Source organism: Dyella silvatica (genome assembly GCF_026283955.1).
In the GTDB taxonomy this organism is placed as follows: domain Bacteria; phylum Pseudomonadota; class Gammaproteobacteria; order Xanthomonadales; family Rhodanobacteraceae; genus Dyella_C; species Dyella_C silvatica.
In genome coordinates this window covers 1-26479 of record NZ_JAPDPE010000002.1, presented here as the reverse complement: position 1 = coordinate 26479, position 26479 = coordinate 1, and the positions used below count along the sequence as shown (strand labels likewise).

The following is a 26479-nucleotide window of genomic DNA, read 5'->3' as shown; positions in this document are numbered from 1 at the left end:
GATCATGACGCGCCTTGAAACGTTTTATAAAGAACAGGTAATGCAGAAGCTCACTGAGCGCTTCGGTTACCAGAATGTGATGCAGGTTCCCCGCATCACCAAAATCACGCTGAACATGGGCGTGGGCGAAGCGGCGGGCAATAAGAAAGTGCTCGAGAACGCCGTGGCCGATATGGCCAAGATCGCAGGCCAGAAGCCGATCACGACCAAGGCGCGCGTATCCGTTGCCTCGTTCAAGATCCGTGACGGCTGGCCGATCGGCTGCAAGGTCACCTTGCGTCGCGCCCAGATGTGGGAATTCCTCGATCGCCTGATCAACATCTCGTTGCCGCGTACTCGCGACTTCCGTGGTGTCTCCGGTCGTGCTTTCGACGGTCGCGGCAACTACAACTTCGGCGTTCGGGAACAGATCATCTTCCCGGAAATCGACTTCGATCAGATCGACGCAGTGCGCGGTATGGATATCTCCATCACCACCACGGCCAAGACCGACGAAGAAGCCAAAGCGTTGCTGGAAGCCTTCAGCTTCCCGTTCCGTAACTGATAGACGCGAGAGACCCATGGCTAAGACATCGATGGTGAACCGCGATATCAAGCGGACCAAAATCGTCAAGAAGTACGCCACCAAGCGTGCAGAACTGAAAGCAATTGTGTTGAGCCCCAGCGCCTCCTACGAGGAGAAGATGGAAGCTCAGACCAAGCTGCAGAAGCTGCCGCGTGACGCCAGCCCAGTCCGCCAGCGTAACCGCTGCGAATTGTCCGGTCGTCCGCGTGGTGTGTATCGCAAGTTCGGCCTCGGCCGTAACAAATTGCGTGAAGCTACCATGCGCGGTGACGTTCCAGGTCTGCGCAAGGCCAGCTGGTAATCGATTTGCCCAATACACATCCGCGGCATTTCGGTGCCGCGGATGAGAACGGCGGTTGCACGGTAACGTGCAGCCGTTGATGCGATTACGCATCGATATTCGCAAAACTGGAAACAAGCTGTTATAGTCGGCGGTCTGCGTAATGCAGGCCGGCGCTTTGCCGGCTCACAATCTAAAATTGATTTCCGGTTTTATCGGATATCGGTGCACTCTGAAGGATGTTTTCATGAGCATGACTGATCCCATCGCCGATCTGTTTACGCGCATCCGCAATGCCCAGCTCACGGGCAAGCAGGCCGTAAGCATGCCGTCGTCGAAGTTGAAGGTGGCTATCGCCAGCCTTCTGAAAAACGAGGGTTATATCCTCGACGCAAAGACCTCCACTCAGGAAGGCAAGCCGGTACTCGAGCTTAAGCTCAAGTACTTCGAAGGCCGCCCGGCCATCGAGCGTATCTCCCGTGTCAGCCGCTCCGGCCTGCGCGTTTATCGCGGCAAGGACGAGTTGCCGAAGGTTCTCGGCGGCCTGGGTATCTCGATTATCTCGACTTCTGCCGGTCTTCTGACCGACGCGCAGGCCCGTGCTAAGGGTTTGGGCGGCGAAGTCATCGGCCAAGTGGCATAAGGAGTCGACGATGTCCCGTGTTGCCAAAAAACCGATTTCCCTGCCGAAGGGCGTTGAGCTGAAGATTGCCGAAGAAGGCATCTCGGTCAAAGGTCCGAAGGGTTCGTTGTCGTTGCATGCACTGCCCGGTGTTTCCGTGGCGGTGGACAACGGCACCGTGAACATCAGTGTCGCCGAGGGTGCCGAAGACAAGTTCGGTGGTACGGCTCGCGCACTGCTGGCGAACATGATCAAAGGCGTGTCCGACGGTTTCGAGCGCAAGCTTGAGCTGGTTGGCGTGGGTTACCGCGCATCGATGGCCGGCAAAGCTTTGAACCTGAGCCTGGGCTTTTCGCATCCGGTGGTGTTCGACGCGCCGGAAGGCATCAGCATCGAAACTCCGACGCAGACCGAAGTCGTTATCAAGGGCTCGGACAAGCAGCTCGTTGGTGAGGTCGCTGCGAAGATTCGTGGCTACCGCCCACCGGAGCCGTACAAGGGCAAGGGCGTTCGCTACGCCGGCGAGAAGATCACGCTGAAGGAAGCCAAGAAGGCGTAATGCACTGAAAGGTGCTGGCCTATCCGCTTTCTGGAGAAACACTATGAACAAGAATGAATCCCGCCTCCGTCGTGCAAAATCCACCCGCGCTCACATCCGTGAGCTCGCAGTGCCCCGTTTGTCGGTGCATCGCACGGGTCAGCACCTGTACGCACAAGTCTTCGACGCCACTGGCCTGAACGTGGTGGCTGCTGCCTCCACCGTGCAGAAGTCGGTATCCGAAGGTCTGAATGGCACCAAGAATTGCGAAGCTGCCGCTGCTGTAGGTAAAGCGGTTGCCGAGCGCGCCAAGGCTGCCGGTATTGAGTCGGTGGCGTTTGATCGTTCGGGTTTCCGCTATCACGGTCGCATCAAGGCTTTGGCCGATGCCGCTCGTGAGGCTGGCCTGAAGTTCTGATTGATCGGGAATTCGGGAGTAGAGGCTAGCGCTGTTGGTTGTTTTGACTCGCGCAAGCTCTTTACTCCTGGCTCCCAGCTCCACAGAAAACAACTCCAAGCGGCACAGCCGCAAGCAAAAGTCCCGGATAGTCCGGGCATACGGAAAAGAACATGTCTTCTACCGATCGCGAAAATTCAGACGGCCTGCTCGAAAAGCTGATCGCCGTCAACCGCGTGGCCAAGACCGTTAAGGGTGGCCGCCAGATGAGCTTCACTGCGCTGACCGTGGTTGGCGACGGCGAAGGCCGCGTTGGTTTTGGTTATGGCAAGGCGCGCGAAGTGCCGGTTGCCATTTCCAAGGCCATGGAGCGCGCCCGTCGTCAAATGGTGAGCATCGACCTGAACAACGGCACCCTGTGGTATGCCATCAAGGCTAACCACGGCGCAGCTCGCGTGTTTATGCAGCCCGCTTCCGAAGGTACCGGCGTGATTGCCGGCGGCGCCATGCGCGCTGTGCTGGAAGTCGTTGGCGTCAAGAACGTGCTGGCCAAGGCGGTGGGTTCGCGTAACCCGATCAACCTGGTTCGCGCCACCATCAAAGGCCTGCAGGCCATCGCTTCGCCGAAGCAGATCGCGGCCAAGCGCGGCAAGACCCTGGAAGAGGTGCTGGGCAATGGCTAACAACGAAAAAACCGTACGCGTGCGCTTGGTCAAAGGCCTGCGCGGTGTGCAGAGCCGTCACCGCTTGAGCGTGAAGGCGCTCGGCCTGGGCAAGCTCAACGACGTCCGTGAATTGAAAGACAGCCCGCAGGTTCGCGGTCTGATCAACACGGTCTACTACCTTGTGCGGGTTGAGGAGTAAACAACATGCGTCTTAATGACATCAAGCCGGCCGCTGGTTCGCGCAAAACGCGTCTTCGCGTGGGTCGCGGTATCGGTTCGGGCCTGGGTAAAACGGCTGGTCGCGGTCACAAGGGTCAGCACGCTCGCGCCGGCGGTACGCACCGTTACGGCTTCGAAGGCGGTCAGATGCCGTTGCAGCGTCGCTTGCCGAAGGTGGGCTTTCGCTCGCTGAAGAAGCGCGAGAGCCAGGAAGTGTTCCTGTATCAGTTGGCCAGCCTCAAGGCTGACGTGATCGACACCATCGTTCTGCATCAGGCTGGTCTGATCGACAGCCATGCGAAGAAGGTCAAGGTTGTCGCCAAGGGTGAAATCGGCCGTGCGGTGAAACTGTCCGGTGTACTGGCTACTGCTGGTGCCAAGGCAGCCATTGAGGCTGCCGGCGGCAGCGTGGAGTAATCAACGTGGCGGCAGCCCAGGGCACATCGCTCGGATCGCTTGGTAAGTTGACGGAGCTACGTCAGCGCATTTTCTTTGTGCTTGCTGCGTTGATCGTGTTCCGTCTTGGTTCGTTCATTCCGGTTCCGGGTGTCAATCCGGAGGCGATGACGAGTCTGATTGAACAAGGCGGCGGCCTGATGAGCATGTTCAACATGTTCTCAGGTGGCTCGCTGGCTCGTTTTTCAGTGTTCGCACTGGGTGTGGTGCCGTACATTTCGGCCTCGATCGTGGTGCAGATGATGGGTGCGGTCATTCCGAGCCTGCAGCAGCTGCGCAAAGAGGGTGAGGCGGGGCGTCGCAAGATGACCATGTACACCCGCTTCGGCACGGTCGGCCTGGCAGCATTTCAGGCGTTTGGTATCGCGATGGCCCTGCAGAAGCAGGTCGCATCCGGTGGCGCGCCGGTGGTGTACACGCCAGGTTTTGGCTTCGTCATGGCGTCGATCGTCGGCCTTACCGCCGGCACGATGTTCCTGATGTGGCTGGGCGAACAGATCACCGAGCGTGGTATCGGCAACGGTATTTCGCTGCTGATCTTCGCAGGCATCGTTTCTGGCCTGCCGGGTGCGGTGGCACATACCTTGACCATGACCAACAACGGCGAGCTTTCAGTGCTGAAGTTGATCCTGGTGATTGGACTGATTTTGGCGGTTACCGCGTTCGTGGTGTACATGGAGCGGGCACAGCGGCGTATTACGGTGAATTACGCGCGTCGTTCAGGTGGGCAGCAGGCCTACATGAATCAGACCTCGCATTTGCCGTTGAAGATCAATATGGCGGGTGTGATTCCGCCGATCTTCGCCTCGAGCCTGCTGATGTTTCCGGCGACGGCGGCAAGCTGGCTTGGTAATGGAAGCCAGTCGCGCTGGCTGCAAGAGTTGATCTCGCAGCTGAGCCCGGGTAGCCCGCTTTACGACATCGTGTTTGCTGTGCTGGTGATTTCGTTCGCTTTCTTCTATACGGCGATCGTTTTCAACTCGCAGGAGACCGCAGATAACCTCAAGCGCTCTGGCGCATTGATTCCAGGTATTCGTCCAGGTCGAGCAACTGGCGAGTATATCGACGGCGTAATGACCCGTTTGACTGGTATCGGCGCGGTGTACTTGGTGCTGGTTTGCCTGGTGCCGTCGTTTATGCAAAGCCTTTGGCATGTTCCTTTCTACTTCGGTGGCACCTCTCTGCTGATCGTCGTAGTCGTGGTGATGGACTTCACTGCTCAGGTGCAGGCGCACTTGGTCAGTCACCAATATGAAAGTCTGCTCAAGAAGTCCAATCTTCGCCGCAACTGAATGGCTGCTGGGGCGCTGAAGAAAGGACTTTAAGTCGGGGAGTGGCGGCACCTAGTGCCGCAGGGCTTTCCTGTTGGGGTAATTCAAGTTAAAGTTGCGCGTTTACCGCGCACGAAACGCATCGGAGAAATACATCATGGCGCGCATCGCGGGTGTCAATTTGCCGGTCCAGAAGCATGTCTGGGTTGGCCTGCAAAGCATTTATGGCATCGGTCGCAGCCGGGCCAAGAAGGTCTGTGTGGACGCTGGCGTGGTTCCGACCACCCAGATCAAGTCCCTCAGCGAAGGTGAAGTTGAAAAGCTACGTGCCGAAATTGGCAAGTATGTTGTCGAGGGCGATCTGCGCCGTGAGGTGGGTATCGCCATCAAGCGTCTGATGGATCTAGGTTGCTACCGCGGTCTGCGCCACCGCCGTGGCCTGCCGGTGCGCGGCCAGCGCACGCGTACTAACGCACGTACCCGCAAGGGTCCCCGTCGCGCGATCAAGAAGTAACGGATTCCGAATATGGCTAAGCCGGTTAAGACCAAGAAGAAGATCAAGCGCGTTGTCACGGATGCCGTGGCCCACGTGCAAGCTTCTTTCAATAACACCATCGTCACCATCACCGATCGTCAGGGCAATGCTCTGTCGTGGGCGACTGCAGGCGGCGCGGGTTTCCGCGGTTCGCGTAAGTCGACCCCATTTGCCGCACAGGTCGCTGCCGAAAAGGCCGGTCGTGCTGCAGGCGATTACGGTGTGAAGACGGTTGAAGTACGCATCAAAGGCCCGGGTCCGGGTCGTGAGTCCGCTGTGCGTTCGTTGAACGCGCTGGGCTACAAGGTGCTCAACATCATTGACGTCACGCCGATTCCGCACAACGGCTGCCGTCCCCCCAAGAAGCGTCGAGTCTAAGGAGCAAACCCATGGCCCGTTATCGTGGAGCTACCTGCAAACTCGCCCGTCGTGAGGGTGCAGATCTCAGTCTGAAGAGTCCGGCTCGCGCCATCGACTCCAAGTGCAAGCTGGAAAACAAACCCGGTCAGCATGGCGCCAACAAGCGCATGCGTATGTCCGATTACGCGCTGCAGCTGCGCGAAAAGCAGAAGGTCAAGCGCATCTACGGTGTGCTTGAACGTCAGTTCAGCAACTACTACGCCAAAGCGTCGACCCTCAAGGGCAACACTGGCGAGAACTTGCTGCGCTTGCTCGAAAGCCGTCTGGACAACGTCGTTTATCGCATGGGTTTTGCGGTGACCCGCGCCCAGGCTCGTCAGTTGGTTGCCCACAAGGCAATCCTGGTGAACGGCAAGAAAGTGAACATTCCGTCGTACCAGGTTCGCCCGGGCGATGCGATCGCGCTGACCGAACGTGCACGCACTCAGCTGCGCGTACAAGAAGCGGCGACCGTGTTCGACACCATGGACTTGCGTCCGCAGTGGGTCGAAGTCGACGCCAAGAAGTTCGAAGGTACGTTCAAGTCGGTACCGGATCGCGGTGATTTGCCGTCCGATATCAATGAGAGCTTGATCGTCGAGCTTTACTCGAAGTAATCAACCGGAGCCCTGCATGGCAGTTTCGTCTACTAGCGTGCTACGGCCTCGTGGCCTCAGCGTCGAGCAACTCGGAGCCAACCGCGCAAAGGTGGTTGTCGAGCCGCTCGAGCGAGGTTTCGGCCATACACTGGGTAACGCGCTGCGTCGCGTGTTGCTCTCCTCGATTCCTGGCAGTGCCATTGTCGAGGTTGAAATTGATGGCGTGCTTCATGAGTACACCACTCTGGAAGGTTTGCAGGAGGACGTGATCGAAGTCCTGCTGAACCTGAAAGACGTGGCGATTCGCCAGCACACGGGTGACGAAGTCACCTTGACCTTGGCCAAGAAAGGCAAGGGCGTTGTGACCGCTGGCGATATCCAGGTGGATCACTCGGTGGAAATCATCAACCCCGAGCATGTCATTTGCCACCTGACCAAAGACATCGCGTTGAACATGCGCCTGAAGGTGCGTCGCGGCGTCGGCTACCAGCCGGCCAGCGCGCGCCAGCATCCGGACGAGGAAACTCGGCCGATCGGTCGCTTGCAGCTCGATGCCTCGTTTGCGCCAGTGCTGCGCGTGGCTTACGAAGTGGACGCAGCTCGCGTTGAGCAGCGCACCAACCTCGACAAGCTGGTGCTGGACATCGAGACCAACGGCACCATCGGTGCGGAAGACGCAGTTCGCAAGGCTGCTGAAATCCTCAACGACCAGCTGTCGGTGTTTGGTGACTTCTCGCGTCGCGAGAGCGCTACCGACAAAGCAGAGAAGGGCGGTTTCGACCCGTTGCTGCTGCGTCCGATCGACGATTTGGAGCTCACCGTGCGTTCGGCAAACTGCCTGAAGGCCGAGAGCATCTATTACATCGGCGACCTGGTGCAGAAGACCGAAGTCGAGCTGCTTAAGACGCCGAATCTTGGCAAGAAGTCGCTGACCGAAATCAAGGATGTCCTGGGCGGGCGTGGTCTCGCACTCGGCATGAAGCTTGAAAACTGGCCGCCGCCGGGCTTGTCGCACGGTATGCAGCTGGGTTGATGTCTTGTTTTTGCGATCGATCATGATCGCAGTGATACCGGCGAACTGGCGAGTTTGAGCTTAGCTCTCTCGCCAGGCGCCAGAAGCGGTCATCCATGGCCGCAATCTCATAAGAGCCTGCTGCACAGTGGCTCGTAATAGCGGGTAACCGCGGGAAGCCGGCTTTAGTCGTCGACTTTTCATAACAACAGATAGAGAGTTCTAGCCATGCGCCACCAAAAATCCGGACGCAAACTCAATCGCACCAGCTCGCATCGCGAAGCCATGTTCCGCAATATGGCCTCCTCGCTGATGAAGCATGAGTTGATCCGCACCACCTTGCCGAAGGCGAAAGAGCTTCGCCGCGTTGCCGAGCCGCTGATCACGCTCGCCAAGACCGACGGCGTTGCCAACCGCCGCCTTGCTTTCTCGCGTTTGCGCGACAAACAGGCTGTGGGCAAGTTGTTCGTCGAGCTGGGCCCGCGTTACCGCGAGCGTCCCGGCGGTTACCTGCGTATCCTGAAGTGCGGCTTCCGCCCTGGCGACACTGCGCCGATGGCCTATGTCGAGCTGGTGGGTCGCCCGGCAGCGGTTGACGCAGTCGACGCCGAGTAAGCGATTCTTGCACGATCTAAACAACCCCGGCCGGGCAACCAGCCGGGGTTTGTTTTTTCTGGAAAGCGGTGACAGCGCGTCGCGCTGAATTGTCCTGCCGTTGGGAATCCATCGTTTTGAAGCGAAGGCACTGAAGCTGCCTCTGACGGCGCGGACATCATGAGCCTGCGCTAGTTCCACCCAGAAGAGGGTGTACGACGGCAGCTGACAGCGCGATGGTGAGCAGCTAAGGTTGCTGCCTCGCAACATGATGGTGCCCCATGAACCCACTGCGTTGGTCTTACCGTGCCGTTTTCTCTGCCGGCTTTTTGATTTGTGTCGGCCTGCTGGGCTTTGCGCTTTATGGCGAGCACGTATTGGGCATGGTTCCGTGCCCGCTGTGTATCTTTCAGCGGATCGCCTTCATGGTCATGGGGGTGTTTTTCCTGCTCGGAGCCTTGTTAGCGCCACGCGGCAAGCTGCGTTGGGTGATCACCGGTGGCGTCGTCATCGGTGCTCTCGCTGGCATCGGTACGGCGGCTCGGCACCTGTGGCTGCAGACCCTGCCGGCCGATCAGATTCCGTCCTGCGGGCCGAATCTCGGCTACATGATGGATGCCTTCCCGTTCGCCAAGATGCTGAAGATGGTGTTCACCGGTTCGGGCGAGTGCGCCAAGCTCGAGCCCATCCTGGGCTTGCCCATGCCAGCGTGGACCTTGTTCTGGTATCTGGTATTGGTCATTTGGGCGGTGTCGGCCGCCATGCGTAGACGTGCGTCCCGTTGAGGCGAATGCCTCCTGAAAGTTACTGGCCTGTGAGGCTGCATCGATGAATCACCCTTCTCCCACCCCGCTTAAACCCGACGCCTGGGCGCCTGATTCCTGGCAGCAACGTGTCGCGCTGCAACAGCCGGTTTATGAGGATGCCGCCGAACTTGCCCGCGCCACCACGCAGCTGGCGCAATTGCCGCCGTTGGTGACGTCGTGGGAAGTACGGGCACTGAAGCAGGCCCTGGCCGAGGCACAGGAAGGGCAGCGATTCTTATTGCAAGGTGGCGATTGCGCCGAGAGCTTTGTCGACTGCACCAGCCCGATTATCTCCAATCGGCTCAAAGTGCTGCTGCAAATGAGCCTGGTCTTGGTGCATGGGCTTAAGAAGCCGGTACTGCGCGTTGGGCGTTTCGCCGGTCAATATGCCAAGCCACGCTCCACCGACACGGAAACCCGTGACGGTGTGACGTTGCCCAGCTTTCGCGGCGATGTGGTCAATGGGCCGGGGTTTACCGCCGAGGCGCGGCGCGCGGATCCGCAGCGACTGATTCAGGCGCACGCGCACTCCGCCTTGACCATGAATTTTGTGCGGGCACTGATCGATGGTGGGTTCGCCGATCTGCATCATCCCGAATACTGGGATCTGGCCTGGGTCGAGCATGCGCCCTTGGCCGCCGAGTATCGGCGCATGGTGGCGGGCATCGGCGACTCGCTACGCTTTATGGAAACCCTGGCCGGACCGATTGCCGGTTTCACGCGGGTCGATTTTTTCACCTCGCATGAAGCCCTGTTGCTGCACTACGAACAGGCCATGACACGCCAGGTGCCGCGGCACCAGGGCTGGTTCAACCTGTCGACGCAGTTTCCGTGGATCGGCATGCGCACCGCAGCGCTGGATGGCGCGCATACCGAGTACTTCCGCGGCATCAGCAATCCGATTGCCGTGAAAGTCGGACCGACCGCGAAATCCGATGATTTGCTGCGCTTGATCGATGTGCTCAATCCTAGTGACGAGCCGGGCCGATTGACCCTGATCCATCGCATGGGCAACGCACAGATCGCGACTGCGCTGCCGACATTGCTGGAGGCGGTGAAGCGCGCCGGTCGGCGCGTGCTATGGGTAGCCGATCCGATGCATGGCAATACCGAAAGCACCTCCAATGGCTACAAGACCCGCCGTTTTGACAATATCCGCGGCGAGCTGGATCAAGCCTTCGATATCCACGCCGCCGCCGGAACACGCCTGGGCGGCGTACATCTAGAGCTCACCGGCGAAGATGTCACTGAATGCATGGGTGGGGCCCGCGATTTGAATGAGGCCGATCTCAATCGTGCGTACAAATCGATGGTCGATCCCCGGCTCAATTACGAGCAGTCGCTGGAACTGGCCATGCTGATCGTGCGCAAGTCCGGCGGCATGGCCTGACGAGGCATCGTCAGGCCTGGCAGCTGCCGCTCAGTGCGGGTGCTCGGTTTTCTCTTTGGCCAGCCGCGCTGCCAATTTGACGCTCGCACCCGCGGCATAGGCTTTACACGCCTGAGTATCGATCAGTGGGTTCGGCTTTACTCCCTGATCGCGTTTGGCCACCCGTTCCAGGAAGTCGCTGGCGTCCGGGTGCGGCGTGATCAGGATATCGCAGGGTAGTGCTGCCACGGTCGCGATGGCCTGACGATAGTCTTCGACGCGGTGCGGGTGCTTGGCCTCATCGCTGAAACGGAAGCCATCGGAGCTCAAGGGCGTAAGACTGTCGGCATAGGCGATGTTCAAACAATGCTCTTGATCGCACGAACGCCATGTCCATGAGGTGCTGCCCGGCGTATGCCCGGGGGTGTAATGGGCGACCAGTTCGGTGGTTCCGACATGAATGGTTTCGCCATCGCGGACGAGGCCCACATCGGTGACCGCGGGAAACAGCGGAGCCTCGCCATACTGCGGATCTTCGGGGTCCTTACCACCCAGTTTCAAGGCTTTCGCCCCGGCCACACTGGCTCGAACTTTGGCGCCGCTCACGCGTGCCAGCTCAGCGATGCCGCCGGCATGATCGGAGTGCGCATGCGAATTCAGCACGACGCGAATATCTTCGATACGAAATCCCAGTGCGCGAATATTGGCTTCGATCATCGACGCGTTGTGTTCCATGGGGGCGTCGATCAGTACATGCCCTTGCGCCGAGGTAATCAGGATGGCGCTCAAACCCTGCGTGCCGACGTAGTAGGTGTTGGCGTAGATCTGAAAGGGCTTTTGCGGTTGAGTCCAACTGGCCTCTTCACTGTGCGCCGATAATGCGGCGGTCATCGCGACGCTGGTCAGTGCCCAACAGATTAGTCGTTTCATGCGTAGTCCCTGGATAACGAGCTTGCGTCGACGCCACCTGTAGCTCGATGGTCTTTGCTGTGGCGTCGCGCCGATTGCCCGGAGCGACTGCCGAGGCTAGGACGGTAGTCAGTCGCTCATATGGCGATCCAGAGGAAATTTACGGGCTAGCCGCCACCTGCGGTTTGCCGCCCACTGTGTCGAGGAAGGTGGGCGCACGAAAGACCTTGCTGTGCTGCTCAAAGCCGTAGGCGATGGTGATCAACGTCGGCTCACTCCACTTCGCGCCGAACAAGACGATGCCTACGGGCAGGTCATGCGCAAAGCCGGCTGGCACGGTGATCGATGGATAACCGGCCATCGCCGCGGGTTGCGAGGCACCACCCACGGTCGGATCGCCGCTGACCACGTGATCGCCAAGCACCGGATCGGTCATAAAGGCCGGGCCCCATGACGGCGCCAATAAAGCATCCAGCTGATGCGCTGCGAGAGCCGCATCGATCCCGTCCTTGGCGGAGAGTTGTTTGGCCTTGGCCAGCGCGTCGGTATACGCCTTGTCGGTCAGTGGACCTTTGGCTTGCGCCTGCTCGAACAGTTCTTGTCCGAACCAAGGCATTTCGCGAGCGGCCTCGCGCTGATTGAAGGCAATCAGGTCGGCCAGGGTTTTCACTTTCAGGCCGGTACGCGTCGCCAGATAGGCCTGCATGTCGTGCTTGAGGTCATACAACAGCACGGTCAATTCGACGTCGCCGAGGTCTTTCAAATGCGGTAGCTCGACTGGGTCGATGATGATGGCGCCCTGTGCTTTCATCAGTGCGATGGATTGATCCAGCACGTGATCGGCATTCGGTTCCGCGCCGGCCAGTTTGCGCACCACGCCGATGCGTTTGCCTTTTAAACCGTTGGGATCGAGAAACTTCGTGTAGTCGGTGGCATGTTTATCGGCATCGCTGGTGGCCGGGTCACGTGGGTCGTTGCCAGCGATAACGCTGAGCAGGGCAGCGGCGTCGGCGACACTGCGTGCGATGGGGCCGGCAGTGTCCTGGTTATGGCTGATCGGAATAATGCCGCTGCGGCTGACCAGCCCAAGCGTCGGCTTGATGCCGACGATGCCGTTGCTGGCCGCGGGACAAATGATCGAGCCGTCCGTTTCGCTGCCGATGGCCACGGTTACCAGCCCGGCGGCGACCGCTGCGGCCGAACCCGCGCTAGAGCCGCAGGGGTTGCGATCGAGTACGTAAGGATTACGGGTTTGCCCGCCGCGCGCACTCCAGCCGCTGCTGGCATGGCCAGAACGCATATTGGCCCATTCGCTGAGATTGGCCTTGCCCAGAATCAGCGCACCGCTTTTACGCAAACGCTCCACCAAGCCGGCATCGCGAGGTGCGGGGGCATCGATCAACGCCAGCGAGCCTGCGGTGGTCAGCATACGGTCGCCGGTGTCGATGTTGTCCTTCAGCAAAACAGGGATCCCGTGCAGCGCACCCGGCGATTTGCCCGCAGCATGCTCTGCGTCGAGCGTATCGGCGAGCTTGCCGGCATCTGGATTCAGTTCGATCACTGCATGCAGCATCGGCCCCGATTGATCGATCCGGGCGATGCGGCCATCGAATTGTTTCACCAGTGCCTGGCAGGTCAATGCACCGCTATCCATACGTTGGCGCAGGCTGGCGATGGATGACCAGACATCGCTCTCGGCGGCGCTTTGTGCAACCAGGGGTGTGCTGACCAGCAAGCTGGCAAGCAGCCATGCATGACTAAGCGGCGAACGAATCACAGTAGCCTCCGGGGTGTGTGGCAGGTTGTCGCGATGTGCCAGCTTAATCGCATCTCGGGCCTTCGGATCAGGGGCGGCTGCCTATAATCCGGGCATGGATACCAACGCCAAGCTGAGTCAGGCCAGGTCCACCGCGCTGCGGTGCCTTTTTCACATAGCGATGGTTGCGCTGCTATTGGCGCTGAGTACCGTCCATGCCGCCGAGGATCAGGCCGCGTCGGCGGTGCCCGATACCATTCAGCAACGGGTCGCCTCCTGCGCAGCCTGCCATGGCGCGCATGGTGAAGGCTCACCGCAGAGCGGCTTTTTCCCGCGGCTGGCGGGCAAGCCCGAGGGTTACCTGGCACGGCAGCTCAAGGACTTCCAGGATGGTTTGCGCAAATACGGGCCGATGGAATACACGGTCCGCCACCTTAGTCCGCAATACATGCAAGAGATCGCCACATACTTCGCACAACAGCAGGTGCCGTACAGTCGCTCGCCGGTGCCGCGAATTTCCGCCGAGACATTGCAGCGCGGCGAAAGCTTGGCTTTAAAGGGTGATGCGGCACGTCAGATTCCTGCCTGCGTCAGCTGCCACGGCACGCAACTCACCGGGGTGCAGCCCAACATCCCGGGCTTGGTCGGCCTGCCGTATGACTACCTCAGCTCACAGCTGGGCTCCTGGCGCACCAAGACCCGCGCCACCGTGGCGCCTGATTGCATGGCGCTGGTAGCGAACCGCTTGAGCGACTCGGATATCAGCGCGGTATCCGCGTGGCTGGCCAGTCATGAGTTGCCGTCGGATCTGCATGCGCAACCCGCCGGTTCGATTACTCCGCCACTGCCTTGCGGTGTGCTCGGTGCGACGGGAGACGGCGCATGAAGACCCTGCGTCGATTACTGCTGTTGCTGTTCGTGGTTGCCCTGCTGTTGGCGGCTTGGTTGATGCTGCGTAGTGGCAGCGCACCGGTGTCGCGCCAAGCGAGCCGGATTGACGCCGCTACGCTGAAAGATCCCGCACTGATCGCCAAGGGCGAGTATCTCGCCTTGGTCGGCGATTGTGTGGCTTGCCATACCGCGCAAGGCGGTGCCCGATTTGCCGGTGGTCGGGTGACGGCGACACCGTTTGGCGATATCCCCGCACCCAACCTTACCCCGGATGCCAAGACCGGCCTGGGTGACTGGAGCTTTGAGGATTTCTGGCAAGCGCTGCATTCGGGCAAAGGACGCCACGGCGAACTGTTGTATCCGGCGTTCTCGTATACCTCGTACACCAAGGTCAGCCAAGACGATGCCTTGGCGATCTACGCCTATCTGCAATCATTGCCGCCAGTGCAGCAGGCCACTGGGCCGCTCGGGCTCAAGTTTCCCTACAACGTGCGCAGCAGTCTCAATGCGTGGCGTGCCTTGTATTTCAAGGAGGGCGTGTACCAGCCAGACTCGACCAAATCGGCGGCATGGAACCGTGGCGCCTACCTGGTACAGGGTCTAGGCCACTGCAACGAATGCCATATCACCCGCGATGCTCTGGGCGGTATGCGCAGTGACCAAAGCCTCTCCGGTGGGCAGATCCCTGTGCAGAACTGGTATGCGCCCGACCTGAGCACGCAGGCCAATGGCGGTCTTGAAGGCTGGAGCGAACAAGACATCGTCAACCTGCTGAAAACCGGTCAGTCGAACAAGGGTACTGCCTTCGGGCCGATGGCCGACGTCGTGGCGCGCAGCACCCAGCACATGGATGAAGACGATCTGCGTGCGATCGCGACTTATCTGCAATCGCTGCCGGCGCGAGCGCCGGCACCTGCGCCAGAGCTACCCTTTGATACCAAGTCGCTGGTCAATCAAGGCACCAAGGTGTATGCGCAGCAATGCGCCGGTTGCCATGGCAAGGACGGCAAGGGCATCGCAGGCGTTTATCCGCCGCTCGATGGCAATTCGTCGGTGAATGAGCCTACCGGTATCAATGCGATCCGGGTCGTGTTGCTGGGCGGCTTTCCGCCGGTCACCGCCGGTAATTCGCGGCCGTATTCGATGCCGCCCTTTGCCCAGTCGCTAAGCGATAACGAGGTGGCTTCTGTGGTCAGCTATATCCGTCAGGCCTGGTCGAACAAAGCCGCGCCGCTACGCGCGGACGACGTCAGCAAATACCGCCACACTCCCGTCGACTAAGCCGAGTGCCGCGGGTTGGGGTGAGCACAAGCGAATCCCAACATTCGGCGCCCCCAATATTCGCCTACGTATCCAGCTCCGCCAGCGCCCGCCACGGAGTTAGATCCCAATGCCCACGCGCTTGACCCGACGGTGATGGCAGCACGAATACCTTGGTTTCGCCGATGCGTTCGCTTTGCAACCCATAGACGGCTGGACGTCCAAGCGCAATACGCGCCGCCGCCTTGCTGGTAAACGCGAGCACGCGTGGCTGGTAACGCTCGATCTTGGCGATCAGGGCGGCGACATCGAAGGCATCGCCGGGCAACTCGTTGTCATTGCCGACATGCCTTTTGGCCAAGTCGGTCAGGCCCATGCCGTACTGCGACAATAGCGGAAATTCTTCGGGGGCAAGCAAGCGCGGGGTGAGTTTTGCGGCGTGCAATGCGCGCCAAAACATATTGCCGGGATGCGCGTAGTAGGCCCCTGCGCTGGCCGAGCGGCGACCTGCCGCGGTGCCGCAGAAGACGCATCTCAATCCTGCGCTCAGCAGATCGGGCAGCACGTGTTCGCGATGCCCTGTTGGCGCGATGCTCATCCCGCTCGAGCCGGTGGGGTATGCGCAGCAGCCCATGACAGCCGCACATGCAGCCGCTGCCCGTCATCGAGTCGATGGCTTAATTGCATGCCCAGGGCGGCGGCGGCGGCTTGTGCCAGGGCCAGGCCCAGGCCGGCATGGCCGGCATGTTGCGGTTGCTTGCGCCAGAAACGCTGGCCGAGGCTGGGCAGGTCGCTGTCATGCAGATTAGGTGCGGCATTGTCGATGCTGATGGCCGACGGCTCGACGCGCACCTGCACCGTGTCGCCGGTGGCCGCATAGGCACAGGCATTACCGAGCAAGTTGCCGATAACGACTTCGAACAGCGCCGGGTCGGTGTGCAAATTACCCGCCTGATCGATATGCAGCTGGAGCTCGACCCCGCGCTCACTAGCCTGACTGGCGTAGCGCTGCGCTTGGCGCTCTAGCCAGGGCGCCAATATCAACAGTTGCGGGTGCGGCTGCTCCAGGCCGCCTTGCAGGCGTGTCAGCAACAGCAGCGCGGTAACGGTGGCTTCCAGCTCGGCACTGATGCTGCCGACTTCGGCGAGTACCTCGGGCAGGCTGCGTCCGCTGGGATAGCGCGACTCAATTTCGGCCAGGGCACGTAATTCAGCCAGCCGGGTGCGCGTCTCATGGGCTAGCCCGCTGGCAAACTGGCGTTCGCGAGCGAGGCCTTCATCCATGCGTGCCAACACGTCGTTGAAGCGGCTGACCAGGGGGTCGAGTTCGCGCAGCCCGCTGGGGGCCAGCCGCTGGCTGGGGGCCTGGGGGCCGATATCGCTCATTCGCTCGACCAAGGCTTTCATCGGGCGCAGGCCGCGCCGCACGATAAACGGTACCGCGATCAGGGCGATGCCTAGCGCCAGGGCCGGGCTCAGGGCGAGAATCCAGTCCAGCGCCAGCAGGATCTGGTCGAGGGGGCGCCGGTCTTGCGCGAACAGCAGCCGGCAGTCGTGCCGGGGTGGGGCAGCCTGGTTTCCGTTATTGTTCTGCGGCGGCTGCACGGTAAGCATCACCGTGCTCAGGTGGGCGTGATGTGCGTGCAACCTGCCGTAGCGGGGTTTGGCGCCGGCGGCCTCGGGCCAGTTGGCCGGCAATACCGGCAGCGCGGGGCTGCTGCGCAGCGGCGGGATGCCGGCGCAGCGCAGCTCGTAATAGGCGTGGCCCTCGCCGCCGAGGATGCCTGCCTGCGGCGGCAGCACCCGGCCGCTGCTGAGAGCATCCTGCTCCAGCTCGATCATGGCGATAAGGGTTTGCGCCTGCGTCAGCAGATTTTGCTGGAAGCGCTCATCCATCTCATGGTCGATGCGCCAGTCCATCAACATCGCGCCGCCACCCAGGATCACCAGGCTGGTGATGACCAGCAGCAAAGTAATACGTGAAGAGAGTGATGCCGGTTTCACGGGATCAGGTAACCCGCGCCACGCCGGGTTTCGATCAGGCCCTGCAGGCCGGCGGCATCCAGTTTGCGGCGCAAACCGAAGACCAGCACTTCGACACTGCGGTCGGAGACGTCGCTGTCGCTGCCGGCGGTGCGCTCGAGTATTTCGGTACGGCTAAAGGCCCGTCCACGATGACGCAGCAATAGGCCGAGTACGGCGAATTCGCGCGGAGTCAGGGGCAACGGATGGCCGTCGACGCTGGCGTAGTGTGCCAATGGGTCCCAGGCCAGCGCACCATGGCTGAGCACGGCCGGCTGAGTCTGTTGCGGTCGCCGCGCCAGGGCCCGCAGCCGGGCCAGCAGCTCATCGAACGAAAACGGCTTGACCATGTAGTCGTCGGCGCCGGCATTGAGCGCATTGATTCGGTCGGCGACCTGGTCCCGGGCCGACAACACCAGCACGCGTGGCCGCTGGCCACCGGTGGGCATGCTGCGCAACACGCCGATACCGTCCAGCTTGGGCAGCATCAGGTCCAGCACCACCAGGTCATAGCCGTAGCTGGACAGGAAACCGCGTGCCTCCATCCCATCCTGGGCGGTGTCGACGGTAAAGCCTTCGCCTTGCAGGCCTTGCCGCAAGGTATTGCGCAAGCGTTCGGAGTCTTCTACCAGTAGCAGTTTCACGATCTAGCGCTCCTCCGTTGCCCAGCCAGCGCTGCCCGGCCAGCCTAAGCCACCCAGTTTACCGGGCCAGGCTGAGCTGTCGCTTGGGTTCAAAAACTCGCATCGACAGTTCAACTATGCAACCGCTATAAAGATGCCCCGGTGGGAGAGTTTGGTGAGCGAAGAGATCTTGATCAATGTAACGCCGCGTGAGACCCGCGTAGGCGTCGTAGAGAACGGCATGTTGCAAGAGGTCCACGTCGAGCGGGCCTCCAAGCGCGGCTATGTCGGCAACGTCTACAAGGGCCGGGTGCAGCGGGTGATGCCCGGCATGCAGGCGGTATTTGTCGAGATCGGCCTGGAGCGGGCGGCGTTTTTGCATGCCTCTGACATTTTGCGGCCGCCATCCTCGCAGACGGTCGAGGGGGCTGACACTGCCGCCGTCCCGGCCCAGGGCAACGGCCACGCCGGCAATGGTCATGCCGGCAACGGCCATGTGCCATCGATCAGCGAACTGGTCCACGAGGGGCAGGAGATCGTGGTGCAGGTGGTGAAAGATCCGATCGGCACCAAGGGCGCCCGCCTGTCCACCCATTTGTCGATTCCCTCGCGCTACCTGGTGCTGTTGCCGCACGCCAAGACCCTGGGCATTTCCACCCGCATCGAAGACGAGGCTGAGCGGCAGCGACTGAAAGAGGTGCTGGGCTCGCTTATCGGCGAGGTGCCGCTGGGTTATATCGTGCGTACCAACGCCGAAGGCCAGTCGGCGGAGTCGTTGGCCTTCGATGTCACCTACCTGGGCAAGGTATGGCGTGTAGTGCAGGAAAACATCGCCAAGGCGAAGATCGGCGAGCGCGTTTACGAGGAGCTGTCGCTGCCATTGCGCAGCCTGCGCGACATGCTGACCGACGACATCGAAAAGGTCCGCGTCGACTCGCGTGAAACCTACGAAAAGGTCGCCAAGTTCGTGCACAAATTCATGCCGAACCTGGACGATCGCATTGAGCATTATGCCGGCGAGCGGCCGATTTTCGACTTGTATGGGGTCGAGGACGAGATTCAGCGCGCGCTGAAAAAAGAGGTGCCGCTCAAGTCGGGCGGCTACCTGATCGTCGACCAGACCGAGGCGATGACTACCATCGACGTCAACACCGGTGGCTACCTCGGTACACGCAATCTGGAAGAGACCGTTTACCGTACCAACCTGGAAGCGGCGCAGTCGGCGGCACGGCAACTGCGGCTACGTAATCTGGGCGGCATCATCATCATCGACTTCATCGACATGACCGATGAAGAGCACAAGCGGCAGGTGCTGCGCATGCTCGAAAAAGGGTTGGCGAACGATCATGCCAAGACCACGGTCTATCCGATGTCGGCGCTGGGGCTGGTCGAGATGACCCGCAAGCGCACCATCGAGAGCCTGGAACGGCAGCTGTGCGAACCGTGTCCGGCCTGTAGCGGGCGCGGTGCGTTGAAAACCGCCGAAACGGTGACCTACGAAATTTTTCGTGAAATCACCCGGGCGGTACGCCAGTTCAATGCTCAGAAATTGCTGGTCATGGCCAGCCCGAAGGTGGTCAATCGCATCCTCGAAGAAGAGTCCACCGCTGTCGCTGAATTGGAAGAGTTCATCTCCAAAAGCATACGATTCCAAGCCGAAGAGCATTACTCGCAGGAACAGTTTGATGTCGTACTTCTATGACGCGCAGTGTGGCGCGAGCTGCCAGTGAAGACTTCCTGGCAGCGATGGCTGCATCGTGCAGCCCGCGCACTGGGCTGGGTGGCGGGTATTTCCGTCATCAGTCTTGCCGTGCTGATGGCCTTGACGCAACTGCTGCTGCCGCTGTTGGCCGATCATCCGCAATGGGTCGCCGCCCAACTCAGTAAACAGCTGCAGCGGCCGGTGACCTTTGCCTCGATGGATGGGCGCTGGCAGGGTTCGGGGCCGTCATTCACCTTGCGCGACATGACTATTGCCGCCGGTGCCGGTGGCGGTAGTCCGTTACATATTCCCGAGACCGAGCTCAAGCTCGATTTCGGCGGTTGGCTATTGCCCTCGCGGCATTTGTTGAATCTCTACGCGCGCGGCTTGCAGCTGGATCTGGCGCGCGATGCCGACGGTACCTGGCATATCAATGGCATCGGCATGGCCAGTGGCTCCGACCGCCAGCAAGTGTCCTTTCGCGGCCTGTCGGTAGGTTTGTGGCTGAACGATGTGCGTCTGGATATCACCGATGGTCGCGTCGATAAGCACTACACGCTGATTGCCGATCAACTGCGCTTGAGCCGCCAAGCCGGCCGAATTCGCGTGGGCGCGATCTTGCGGCGGGAAGGAGCGGTCGGGGTGTTGCACGGCGCCGGCAGCTTTCGTGAGGATGGCGCCGACGGACGCTTATGGCTGGCCGGTAGCGACGTGGATCTGCACGGCTTGCTGGCCGGTGTCGATTTGGGCGGCTATACGGCCGAAAGTGGGCGTGGCGCGATCGCCAGCTGGCTGGATTGGCGTCAGGCCAAGGTGGTGCGCAACCTGACCCGCTTCGATCTGAATAATCTGGCGATGACCAGCCCCGATGGCGGCAAGGCCCTGGTATCGGGCTTGCACGGTCTTGCCGAGCTGCGCTTTGTCGATGCCGGCTCGGAGTTTCGTTGGGCCGGGGATGATGGCAGTGCGCTGGTGGCGGTGTTATCGAAATCCGGCACCGAGCAGGCACGCGCCGATGTGGCGGCGCAAAACTTACAAATCGCCCCGCTGCTGCCGTGGCTGGCGCTCAAGCCCCATATGTCGCCGCAGCTGGCGCAGTGGTTGGGTGCCGGCAAGCCGCATGGCAGCTTGACCCATGCCGCGGTGCGCTGGAGTCAGCCCAACGGCCTGGAATATATCGAGGCGGGGTTTAACGACATCGGCATTGATCCCGCCGGCAAGCTGCCTGGTGTAAATAGCTTGCACGGGCAATTGCGCGGAGACGCCGAATCATTCGCCTTGGAATTGCCAGCGCAAGCCGCCACGCTGAGTTTTCCACATACTTTTCGCAAGCCGTTTGTGTTGTCCAAGCTGGCAAGCCAGGCCGCGTTTTGGCATGAAGACGATGCCTGGCATATCGGTCTCGACGCGTTGGATTTCGATGGCGGCACTTACAGCGGCCAGGCACGCGGCGAGGTGGCGCTGCCCGATGCGGGCGGGCGCCCCTTCATGGATCTTTACGCCGCACTGAATCACACCGATGTGGAAGCCGCCAAGTTGTTCTGGCCGATCGACTCGATGTCGCAGGCATCGATCGATTGGCTCGATCGCGCCCTGGTCAGCGGCAGCATCGACAGCGGTTCTGTTCTGGTGCGCGGCGATTTGCGCGATTGGCCTTTCCGCAACAATGAGGGCCGCTTCGAAGCGCATGCCGAAATCAGCAATCTCAGCCTAGACTACGGCAAAGATTGGCCGCGTGCGGAGGGTATTACCGCGGTGGCCAGCTTCGTCAATAACGGCATGCTGGTGGAGACCAGCAGCGGGCAGACCCTGGGCAATAAAGTCGATCGCGCGGTCGCCTTGATTCCGGATTTTGCCAACGGCCTGCTGGACCTCAATGTAAGTGGCTCCGGCACCGGTGCCAGCCTGATGGAGCTGGTGCGCAAAAGCCCCATCGGCAATCGCCAGGCCGATACGCTATCTAAATTGAATCTCAGTGGCACGGGCAGTTTTGATTTTCATCTGATGCTGCCGCTGAAGGCCGCCAAAGACTTCAGTTTGACCGGTAACACCCAGCTCACCGACATGGACCTCAATGCACCGGAGTGGGGGTTGAAGCTGGAAAAAATTACCGGCCCGGCGAGTTTCGATGGTCACGGTTTCCGTGCCGATGCGCTGGATGCCCGCTTTCGCGGTCAGCCGTCCAAACTGAATCTGGCGATTGCCGGCGCCACGGGGCGTCCCGATACGTCGTTGTCAGCCCAGCTCAGCGGTCGCTATAGCATCAGCGAACTGATCCAGGGCTATTCGGAGCTCGCCTGGATGAATCAGGTGACCGGCGGACGTAGCGATTTTGTCATCGGCTTCGATATCACGCACCCAGTCGGCATCAACGACACTGCGCAAACGCTGACTATCGATTCGTCGCTGGTCGGCAGCACGCTGAGTCTGCCGGTGCCGATAAAAAAATCTGAAGCGGGCGCCTTGCCTTTACACCTCACGCTGGGCTTGCCGGTCAGTGGCGGCGATCTGCAAGTGGCCTTAGGGCAAGTATCACGGGCGCGCTTTCGCTTGCCGGCAGGACCGGGCAAGCCGGTGGCGGCGACCATCGCAGTAGGTAGCCGCATGCCCGACAGCTTGCCCGACAAAGGCATGCGCTTTCGAGGCCATGCCGCCCACCTGGATGTCAGCGGATGGGTGCAGTACATCGCCGGCGGCAGTGGTGGTGAAGCACCGAGTCTGGATAGCCTGGATATCACGGCCGACAAGGCCGAATTGTTTGGGCACGACTTTCCCAATATGCGCAGTCAGGCGGTACCTGATACCGATGCGCTCACGGTGGATGTCGACAGTGAAGCGGTCGCCGGGCGTTTCAATGTGCCGTCGGCCGATCTGCGCAGGCGCGGTGTCACGGCGCGCCTGCAGCACCTGTATTGGCCTAAGGATGTCGCCGCGAAAGGTCGCCCGGCTTCGTCGACCAAGCAAGGCGACGCGGCGGCGGAGGCCGGCGAGCCAGTAACAGCAGCTCCACCTGCGCCGCCGGCACATCCTGAGAACACCGGCGTCAATCCGTCTGCCCTGCCGCCGTTTCATTTGTGGATCGGTGACTTGCGTTTCGGTGATGCAAAGCTGGGCGAGGCGCGTCTGGAAACGTGGCCGACCGATCATGGCATGCATATCGATCAGGTCCGTGCGCTGTCCTCCAGCGTGCAGGTCAATGCCGCTGGCGACTGGAATGGCACGCCCAGCGACAGCCGCACGCATCTGCGCATCGATTTCACCGCGGAAAATCTAGGCCAGATGCTGAGCGCCTTCGGTTTCGAAGGTTTGTTCAGCGGCGGCAAGACCCGCGCACAAATTGACGCCACCTGGCCCGGCGCGCCGTCGGCGATGGACATGGCGAACATGGATGGCAAGCTCAGCGTGAATGTTACGGACGGCCGTATTCCTGAGGTAGCTCCGGGCGGGGTCGGCCGTCTATTCGGGCTGGTCTCGATTGTGGAGTTGCCGCGCCGGCTTACCCTGGATTTCGGTGACGTGTTCGGCAAGGGGCTGGCGTTTGACTCGATCGCCGGCGATTTTCAACTTGCTCATGGCAACGCGACGACCAGTAATTTGGAAATCCATGGCCCGGCGGCAGAGATCAGCATCAAGGGCCGCACCGGGCTGCGCGCCAAAGACTATGACCAGGAAGTGCATGTGTTGCCGCACGTCGGCAACAGCCTGCCCATCGTCGGTGCGGTCGTGGGTGGGCCGATCGGTGCGGCGGCGGGTTTTGTCGTCCAGGGGCTGTTGGGCCGCGGCTTGAGCCATGCCGCGGGGGCGCGCTATCGCATCACCGGCACCTGGGATAAGCCAGTGATGACCTTGATCGAGCGAAGTGGCGGGCCTGCGCCGCCGCTGCCATCGGTGGCGCCAGCGACTGCGGCTAGCAGCCTGACGCTTCCTATGGGCTTGCCCGCGCCGGCTGTGCCGGTGCCTGCAGCACCCGCAGCGGCCTCCAGCGTCGGGCGTTAAACCTGCACTGGAGGTTCGGTGGTCGAACTGGTGCTGCCGCGAAACGGAAACATCTGCTGCTTGATGAAGCCATCCGGCATGTAATCGCCGACCACGCCGTATTTCTCGGGAAACTTGTTTTTCGACTTCACCGCGGTGCCGAACAAATAGTCGAGAAAGGCGTAGTGCGCGGCGTAATTCTTGTCGATGGCTTCATCGTCAGAGGCATGATGCCAATGATGGAAGTTGGGTGTGACCAGCACGTACTTCAGCGGCCCCCACGGCAGGTGCACATTGGCGTGGTTGAACACCGCCTGGAAGCCGACCACGATGATGTAGGCATTCATCACCGCCTCGCTGAAGCCGAGGATATACAGCGGTGCCAACACGCAGACGCGGGTCACGATGAGCTCCAGCATGTGCTGGCGCGAACCGGCGAGCCAGTCCATCGTCTTTACGCTGTGATGTACCGCGTGGAAGCGCCATAGAAAGGGCACCTCGTGGTACGCGCGGTGTGTCCAGTATTGCGCTAGGTCGGCCACCAGCACACACAGCAGCAATTGCGGCACGAAATAAATATGCTGCACGAACTGCTGAAAATCGCTGCGCACCAGCCAGCCAAACAAATGGTGCAGCAAGAAGTTCACCACCAGCAGCGCCAGGCCGACGATGAAATGGTTCACTGCGAAGTGCTTCAGATCGGTCTGCCACTCTTTGCGAAAGACCGCTTGCCCCTTGTACAGCGGGAACAGCTTTTCGATCACTACGAACATCAGGGTCGATCCGAGCAGGTCCAGAATGAACCAGTCGAGCCCGATATACGGGGTGCGTTCGGGGAAATTGCCGACCGGGACACGGGAGCCGCCCACTGCGGTCGCCATCATCACCAGGCCGAAGGCAATGACGTTGAGATTGCGCATGCGGCCGAGAATCAAGTTGCCCAGCGACATGCCGCCAGCCACCAACAAGGCCACCAGCAGCAACTGGCGTAGCACGTCGACCGAATAGCGGTGACGCAGATCCGGGGTGGTCAAATACTGCGGAAAATGGAAAGCCAGCACCCCAAGCAGGCACAAAAAGCCCAACGAAAGCGCCAGCACGCTGCTGATCTTGCCCAGGCCGGGTTTTAGCTCACCATCCCGGTGCAGCAGCTCGTTGGTCTCTTCGATCGGGGCTTTGATGGTGCGGTCGATGACCTTGCGGGCCAGCTCTCGCTTGGAAAAGTCGCTCATGGTGGTCCTTCACGTGAGAATGCCAGGCAGGTGGCGCATGGTAGCGGTTCGCCATGGGCTCGACATCCAGGGATGCCCTCATCTGTTCGGCATAGACCGCGACGGCCCCAGTCTGTGCAGATTTAAGCAATGGGCTGATACCTGTGCCTGATGGATCAGGGCATCGCTTGCTTGTCAGGCTATGCTTTAAAGCCGCAGGATGCGCCCCCAACTCCGAAAGTCCACACGTAATGCTCATGGCGAAGACATCATGGATTCCTTGATCGCGCAGGCCGAACGCCGGCTACTGGCTCCCGGCGGCCTTGCCGCTACCGACCTCGACCGCGTATTCACTCAGTTGATGGGGCCATCCATTGATGCGGCCGACCTGTATTTTCAGCATTCGCGCAGCGAATCCTGGACCTTGGAAGAGGGCATCGTCAAAGACGGTAGCCACTCCATCGAGCAGGGCGTCGGCGTACGCGCGATCAGTGGCGAGAAAACCGGTTTCGCCTATTCCGACGAAATCGTACTGCCGCAGCTGCTCGACGCCGCCAAGGCGGCCCGGGCGATCGCCCATGACGGTCACGGTGCCGGCAAGCCGCTGGCTCTGAATGGCGTACGGGCGCTTTATCCTGCGATCGACCCGATCGAGAGTTTGCCGAACCCCGACAAAATCGCCTTGCTGCGTGAGGTGGACGCTTACGCGCGCTCGCGCGATCCGCGCGTCAAGCAGGTCGTCGTCAGCCTTGCGGCGGTCATGGATACGGTGTTGATTGCCGGTTCGGACGGCACCTTGGCTGCCGACGTACGGCCCCTAGTGCGCTTGAACGTGCAGGTGATTGCCGAGCATGACGGGCGCCGCGAGCAAGGGCATGCCGGTGGCGGTGGCCGTTACGGCTATCGCGAATTGATCGAAAACGGCCGTGGGCTGGCTTTTGCCGATGAAGCCGTGCGCCAGGCGCTGGTAAATCTCGAAGCCGTCGATGCTCCGGCGGGCAGCATGACGGTGGTGCTGGGCCCGGGTTGGCCGGGGGTGTTGCTGCACGAGGCGATCGGTCACGGTTTGGAGGGCGATTTCAACCGCAAGGGCAGCTCTGCTTTTGCCGGGCGCATCGGTCAGCGCGTGGCGGCGCCGGGGGTGACCGTGGTCGATGACGGCACCTTGGCCGGCCGGCGCGGTTCGCTTAGCGTCGACGACGAGGGCACGCCGACCGAGTGCACCACCCTGATCGAAGACGGCATTCTCAAGGGCTATATGCAAGACAAGCTCAATGCGCGCCTGATGGGTATGGCGCCGACCGGCAACGGCCGCCGCGAGTCGTTTGCGCAATTGCCGATGCCGCGCATGACGAACACTTACATGCTGGCCGGTCAGCACGATCCGCAGGAAATCATCCGCTCGGTCAAGCGTGGCCTGTACGCGCCGAATTTCGGCGGCGGCCAGGTGGATATCACCAATGGCAAGTTCGTGTTCTCCGCTTCCGAGGCTTATTTGATCGAAGACGGCAAGATCACCCGCCCGGTGAAAGGCGCCACGCTGATCGGCAGTGGCCCTGAAGTGCTCAACCGCGTTTCGATGATCGGCAACGACCTGGCGCTGGATGAAGGTGTGGGCGTGTGCGGCAAGGATGGTCAAAGCGTGCCGGTAGGCGTAGGTCAGCCGACGCTGCGCATCGATGCGATGACGGTGGGCGGCACGGCATCCTGAGCGGATGCCGTATAAAGCGTGACGCCTCGATAAGGCGTCACGGCCCTATCGGTAACGAGCGACGCGAAAGCGAATACGCATGAACCGGGTTC

At 60.9% G+C, this 26479-nt stretch carries 27 protein-coding genes; 21 read left to right on the top strand and 6 right to left on the bottom strand.

Going from position 1 to position 26479, the window contains the following annotated elements:
• Nucleotide 1 precedes the first annotated feature (1 nt).
• The 16 genes from rplE to OUZ52_RS00670 all read left to right on the top strand — a co-directional run bounded on the left by rplE (nucleotide 2) and on the right by OUZ52_RS00670 (nucleotide 10348).
• On the top strand, nucleotides 2-544 hold the full coding sequence (rplE, locus tag OUZ52_RS00745) for a 50S ribosomal protein L5 (RefSeq protein WP_191983688.1): 543 nt from the start codon (nucleotides 2-4) through the stop codon (nucleotides 542-544).
• A 16-nt stretch (nucleotides 545-560) separates the two neighbouring features.
• On the top strand, nucleotides 561-866 hold the full coding sequence (gene rpsN, locus OUZ52_RS00740) for a 30S ribosomal protein S14 (RefSeq protein WP_266156396.1): 306 nt from the start codon (nucleotides 561-563) through the stop codon (nucleotides 864-866).
• 226 nt (nucleotides 867-1092) lie between these two features.
• The gene (gene rpsH, locus OUZ52_RS00735) at nucleotides 1093-1488 is read left to right on the top strand and encodes a 30S ribosomal protein S8 (protein ID WP_114845479.1); all 396 of its coding nucleotides are present in this window, start codon (nucleotides 1093-1095) and stop codon (nucleotides 1486-1488) included.
• Nucleotides 1489-1498: 10 nt separating this feature from the next.
• Nucleotides 1499-2026 carry a 50S ribosomal protein L6 gene (gene rplF, locus OUZ52_RS00730; RefSeq protein WP_266156395.1) on the top strand — a complete coding sequence of 176 codons (528 nt, stop codon included), beginning with the start codon at nucleotides 1499-1501 and terminating at the stop codon, nucleotides 2024-2026.
• Between the two features lie 43 nt (nucleotides 2027-2069).
• Nucleotides 2070-2423: a 50S ribosomal protein L18 gene (gene rplR, locus OUZ52_RS00725; RefSeq protein ID WP_266156394.1), complete on the top strand. Its 354-nt coding sequence runs from the start codon at nucleotides 2070-2072 to the stop codon at nucleotides 2421-2423.
• 152 nt (nucleotides 2424-2575) lie between these two features.
• On the top strand, nucleotides 2576-3085 hold the full coding sequence (gene rpsE, locus OUZ52_RS00720) for a 30S ribosomal protein S5 (RefSeq protein WP_266156393.1): 510 nt from the start codon (nucleotides 2576-2578) through the stop codon (nucleotides 3083-3085).
• The gene (gene rpmD, locus OUZ52_RS00715; RefSeq protein WP_266156392.1) at nucleotides 3078-3266 is read left to right on the top strand and encodes a 50S ribosomal protein L30; all 189 of its coding nucleotides are present in this window, start codon (nucleotides 3078-3080) and stop codon (nucleotides 3264-3266) included. Before rpsE ends, rpmD begins: the two co-directional genes overlap by 8 nt.
• A gap of 5 nt (nucleotides 3267-3271) precedes the next feature.
• Nucleotides 3272-3703, top strand: a complete 432-nt coding sequence (gene rplO, locus OUZ52_RS00710; RefSeq protein WP_266156391.1) for a 50S ribosomal protein L15 — start codon at nucleotides 3272-3274, stop codon at nucleotides 3701-3703.
• 5 nt (nucleotides 3704-3708) lie between these two features.
• Nucleotides 3709-5034: a preprotein translocase subunit SecY gene (gene secY, locus OUZ52_RS00705; RefSeq protein WP_266156390.1), complete on the top strand. Its 1326-nt coding sequence runs from the start codon at nucleotides 3709-3711 to the stop codon at nucleotides 5032-5034.
• A 136-nt stretch (nucleotides 5035-5170) separates the two neighbouring features.
• Nucleotides 5171-5527, top strand: coding sequence for a 30S ribosomal protein S13 (gene rpsM, locus OUZ52_RS00700; protein ID WP_114845486.1), 357 nt, complete (start codon nucleotides 5171-5173; stop codon nucleotides 5525-5527).
• Nucleotides 5528-5539: 12 nt separating this feature from the next.
• The gene (gene rpsK / locus OUZ52_RS00695) at nucleotides 5540-5926 is read left to right on the top strand and encodes a 30S ribosomal protein S11 (RefSeq protein WP_007513384.1); all 387 of its coding nucleotides are present in this window, start codon (nucleotides 5540-5542) and stop codon (nucleotides 5924-5926) included.
• A gap of 11 nt (nucleotides 5927-5937) precedes the next feature.
• Nucleotides 5938-6564: a 30S ribosomal protein S4 gene (gene rpsD, locus OUZ52_RS00690; RefSeq protein WP_114845487.1), complete on the top strand. Its 627-nt coding sequence runs from the start codon at nucleotides 5938-5940 to the stop codon at nucleotides 6562-6564.
• A 16-nt stretch (nucleotides 6565-6580) separates the two neighbouring features.
• Nucleotides 6581-7579: a DNA-directed RNA polymerase subunit alpha gene (locus tag OUZ52_RS00685; protein ID WP_114845488.1), complete on the top strand. Its 999-nt coding sequence runs from the start codon at nucleotides 6581-6583 to the stop codon at nucleotides 7577-7579.
• 207 nt (nucleotides 7580-7786) lie between these two features.
• Nucleotides 7787-8173 carry a 50S ribosomal protein L17 gene (gene rplQ / locus OUZ52_RS00680; RefSeq protein ID WP_266156389.1) on the top strand — a complete coding sequence of 129 codons (387 nt, stop codon included), beginning with the start codon at nucleotides 7787-7789 and terminating at the stop codon, nucleotides 8171-8173.
• 260 nt (nucleotides 8174-8433) lie between these two features.
• A complete protein-coding gene (locus tag OUZ52_RS00675) occupies nucleotides 8434-8937 on the top strand; it encodes a disulfide bond formation protein B (protein ID WP_266156388.1) in 504 nt (167 codons plus the stop codon).
• 43 nt (nucleotides 8938-8980) lie between these two features.
• Complete coding sequence (locus tag OUZ52_RS00670) at nucleotides 8981-10348, top strand: class II 3-deoxy-7-phosphoheptulonate synthase (protein WP_266156387.1); 1368 nt, start codon at nucleotides 8981-8983, stop codon at nucleotides 10346-10348.
• A 30-nt stretch (nucleotides 10349-10378) separates the two neighbouring features.
• Here the strand turns inward: OUZ52_RS00670 and bla are convergent, their stop codons facing one another.
• The gene (gene bla, locus OUZ52_RS00665) at nucleotides 10379-11257 is read right to left on the bottom strand and encodes a subclass B3 metallo-beta-lactamase (protein WP_266156386.1); all 879 of its coding nucleotides are present in this window, start codon (nucleotides 11255-11257) and stop codon (nucleotides 10379-10381) included.
• A 139-nt stretch (nucleotides 11258-11396) separates the two neighbouring features.
• On the bottom strand, nucleotides 11397-13010 hold the full coding sequence (locus tag OUZ52_RS00660) for an amidase (RefSeq protein WP_425493750.1): 1614 nt from the start codon (nucleotides 13008-13010) through the stop codon (nucleotides 11397-11399).
• A gap of 97 nt (nucleotides 13011-13107) precedes the next feature.
• Here OUZ52_RS00660 and OUZ52_RS00655 point away from each other — a divergent pair, with 97 nt between their 5' ends.
• Together OUZ52_RS00655 and OUZ52_RS00650 are read left to right on the top strand one after the other, a co-directional pair.
• A complete protein-coding gene (locus tag OUZ52_RS00655) occupies nucleotides 13108-13878 on the top strand; it encodes a c-type cytochrome (RefSeq protein WP_425493748.1) in 771 nt (256 codons plus the stop codon).
• Nucleotides 13875-15164: a cytochrome c gene (locus OUZ52_RS00650; protein WP_266156384.1), complete on the top strand. Its 1290-nt coding sequence runs from the start codon at nucleotides 13875-13877 to the stop codon at nucleotides 15162-15164. The genes OUZ52_RS00655 and OUZ52_RS00650 overlap by 4 nt, the downstream gene beginning before the upstream one ends.
• Before the next feature lie 64 nt (nucleotides 15165-15228).
• Here the strand turns inward: OUZ52_RS00650 and OUZ52_RS00645 are convergent, their stop codons facing one another.
• Genes OUZ52_RS00645 through OUZ52_RS00635 form a run of 3 tightly spaced genes read right to left on the bottom strand, consistent with a single transcriptional unit; the run spans nucleotide 15229 to nucleotide 17809 of the window.
• Nucleotides 15229-15741 (bottom strand): mismatch-specific DNA-glycosylase, encoded by a 513-nt coding sequence (locus OUZ52_RS00645; RefSeq protein WP_266156383.1) that lies wholly within the window; start codon nucleotides 15739-15741, stop codon nucleotides 15229-15231.
• Nucleotides 15738-17147: a sensor histidine kinase gene (locus tag OUZ52_RS00640; protein ID WP_266156382.1), complete on the bottom strand. Its 1410-nt coding sequence runs from the start codon at nucleotides 17145-17147 to the stop codon at nucleotides 15738-15740. The genes OUZ52_RS00645 and OUZ52_RS00640 overlap by 4 nt, the downstream gene beginning before the upstream one ends.
• A complete protein-coding gene (locus tag OUZ52_RS00635) occupies nucleotides 17144-17809 on the bottom strand; it encodes a response regulator transcription factor (RefSeq protein ID WP_266156381.1) in 666 nt (221 codons plus the stop codon). The genes OUZ52_RS00640 and OUZ52_RS00635 overlap by 4 nt, the downstream gene beginning before the upstream one ends.
• Nucleotides 17810-17963: 154 nt before the next feature.
• Here OUZ52_RS00635 and rng point away from each other — a divergent pair, with 154 nt between their 5' ends.
• On the top strand, nucleotides 17964-19490 hold the full coding sequence (gene rng, locus OUZ52_RS00630) for a ribonuclease G (RefSeq protein ID WP_266156380.1): 1527 nt from the start codon (nucleotides 17964-17966) through the stop codon (nucleotides 19488-19490).
• 24 nt (nucleotides 19491-19514) lie between these two features.
• Complete coding sequence (locus OUZ52_RS00625; protein WP_266156379.1) at nucleotides 19515-23486, top strand: YhdP family protein; 3972 nt, start codon at nucleotides 19515-19517, stop codon at nucleotides 23484-23486.
• On the opposite strand, the gene OUZ52_RS00620 is transcribed toward OUZ52_RS00625, so the two are convergent.
• Complete coding sequence (locus OUZ52_RS00620) at nucleotides 23483-24697, bottom strand: sterol desaturase family protein (RefSeq protein WP_266156378.1); 1215 nt, start codon at nucleotides 24695-24697, stop codon at nucleotides 23483-23485. The genes OUZ52_RS00625 and OUZ52_RS00620 overlap by 4 nt on opposite strands.
• 250 nt (nucleotides 24698-24947) lie before the next feature.
• Here OUZ52_RS00620 and tldD point away from each other — a divergent pair, with 250 nt between their 5' ends.
• Nucleotides 24948-26387: a metalloprotease TldD gene (gene tldD, locus OUZ52_RS00615; RefSeq protein ID WP_266156377.1), complete on the top strand. Its 1440-nt coding sequence runs from the start codon at nucleotides 24948-24950 to the stop codon at nucleotides 26385-26387.
• Nucleotides 26388-26479 lie beyond the last annotated feature (92 nt).

Coding starts and splice junctions, on each gene's coding strand:
- rpsN (WP_266156396.1), top strand. CDS start 561: ATGGCTAAGACATCGATGGTGAACCGCGATATCAAGCGGACCAAAATC.
- rpsH (WP_114845479.1), top strand. CDS start 1,093: ATGAGCATGACTGATCCCATCGCCGATCTGTTTACGCGCATCCGCAAT.
- rplF (WP_266156395.1), top strand. CDS start 1,499: ATGTCCCGTGTTGCCAAAAAACCGATTTCCCTGCCGAAGGGCGTTGAG.
- rplR (WP_266156394.1), top strand. CDS start 2,070: ATGAACAAGAATGAATCCCGCCTCCGTCGTGCAAAATCCACCCGCGCT.
- rpsE (WP_266156393.1), top strand. CDS start 2,576: ATGTCTTCTACCGATCGCGAAAATTCAGACGGCCTGCTCGAAAAGCTG.
- rpmD (WP_266156392.1), top strand. CDS start 3,078: ATGGCTAACAACGAAAAAACCGTACGCGTGCGCTTGGTCAAAGGCCTG.
- rplO (WP_266156391.1), top strand. CDS start 3,272: ATGCGTCTTAATGACATCAAGCCGGCCGCTGGTTCGCGCAAAACGCGT.
- rpsM (WP_114845486.1), top strand. CDS start 5,171: ATGGCGCGCATCGCGGGTGTCAATTTGCCGGTCCAGAAGCATGTCTGG.
- rpsK (WP_007513384.1), top strand. CDS start 5,540: ATGGCTAAGCCGGTTAAGACCAAGAAGAAGATCAAGCGCGTTGTCACG.
- rpsD (WP_114845487.1), top strand. CDS start 5,938: ATGGCCCGTTATCGTGGAGCTACCTGCAAACTCGCCCGTCGTGAGGGT.
- OUZ52_RS00685 (WP_114845488.1), top strand. CDS start 6,581: ATGGCAGTTTCGTCTACTAGCGTGCTACGGCCTCGTGGCCTCAGCGTC.
- rplQ (WP_266156389.1), top strand. CDS start 7,787: ATGCGCCACCAAAAATCCGGACGCAAACTCAATCGCACCAGCTCGCAT.
- OUZ52_RS00675 (WP_266156388.1), top strand. CDS start 8,434: ATGAACCCACTGCGTTGGTCTTACCGTGCCGTTTTCTCTGCCGGCTTT.
- OUZ52_RS00670 (WP_266156387.1), top strand. CDS start 8,981: ATGAATCACCCTTCTCCCACCCCGCTTAAACCCGACGCCTGGGCGCCT.
- bla (WP_266156386.1), bottom strand. CDS start 11,257: ATGAAACGACTAATCTGTTGGGCACTGACCAGCGTCGCGATGACCGCC.
- OUZ52_RS00655 (WP_425493748.1), top strand. CDS start 13,108: ATGGATACCAACGCCAAGCTGAGTCAGGCCAGGTCCACCGCGCTGCGG.
- OUZ52_RS00650 (WP_266156384.1), top strand. CDS start 13,875: ATGAAGACCCTGCGTCGATTACTGCTGTTGCTGTTCGTGGTTGCCCTG.
- OUZ52_RS00645 (WP_266156383.1), bottom strand. CDS start 15,741: ATGAGCATCGCGCCAACAGGGCATCGCGAACACGTGCTGCCCGATCTG.
- OUZ52_RS00620 (WP_266156378.1), bottom strand. CDS start 24,697: ATGAGCGACTTTTCCAAGCGAGAGCTGGCCCGCAAGGTCATCGACCGC.
- tldD (WP_266156377.1), top strand. CDS start 24,948: ATGGATTCCTTGATCGCGCAGGCCGAACGCCGGCTACTGGCTCCCGGC.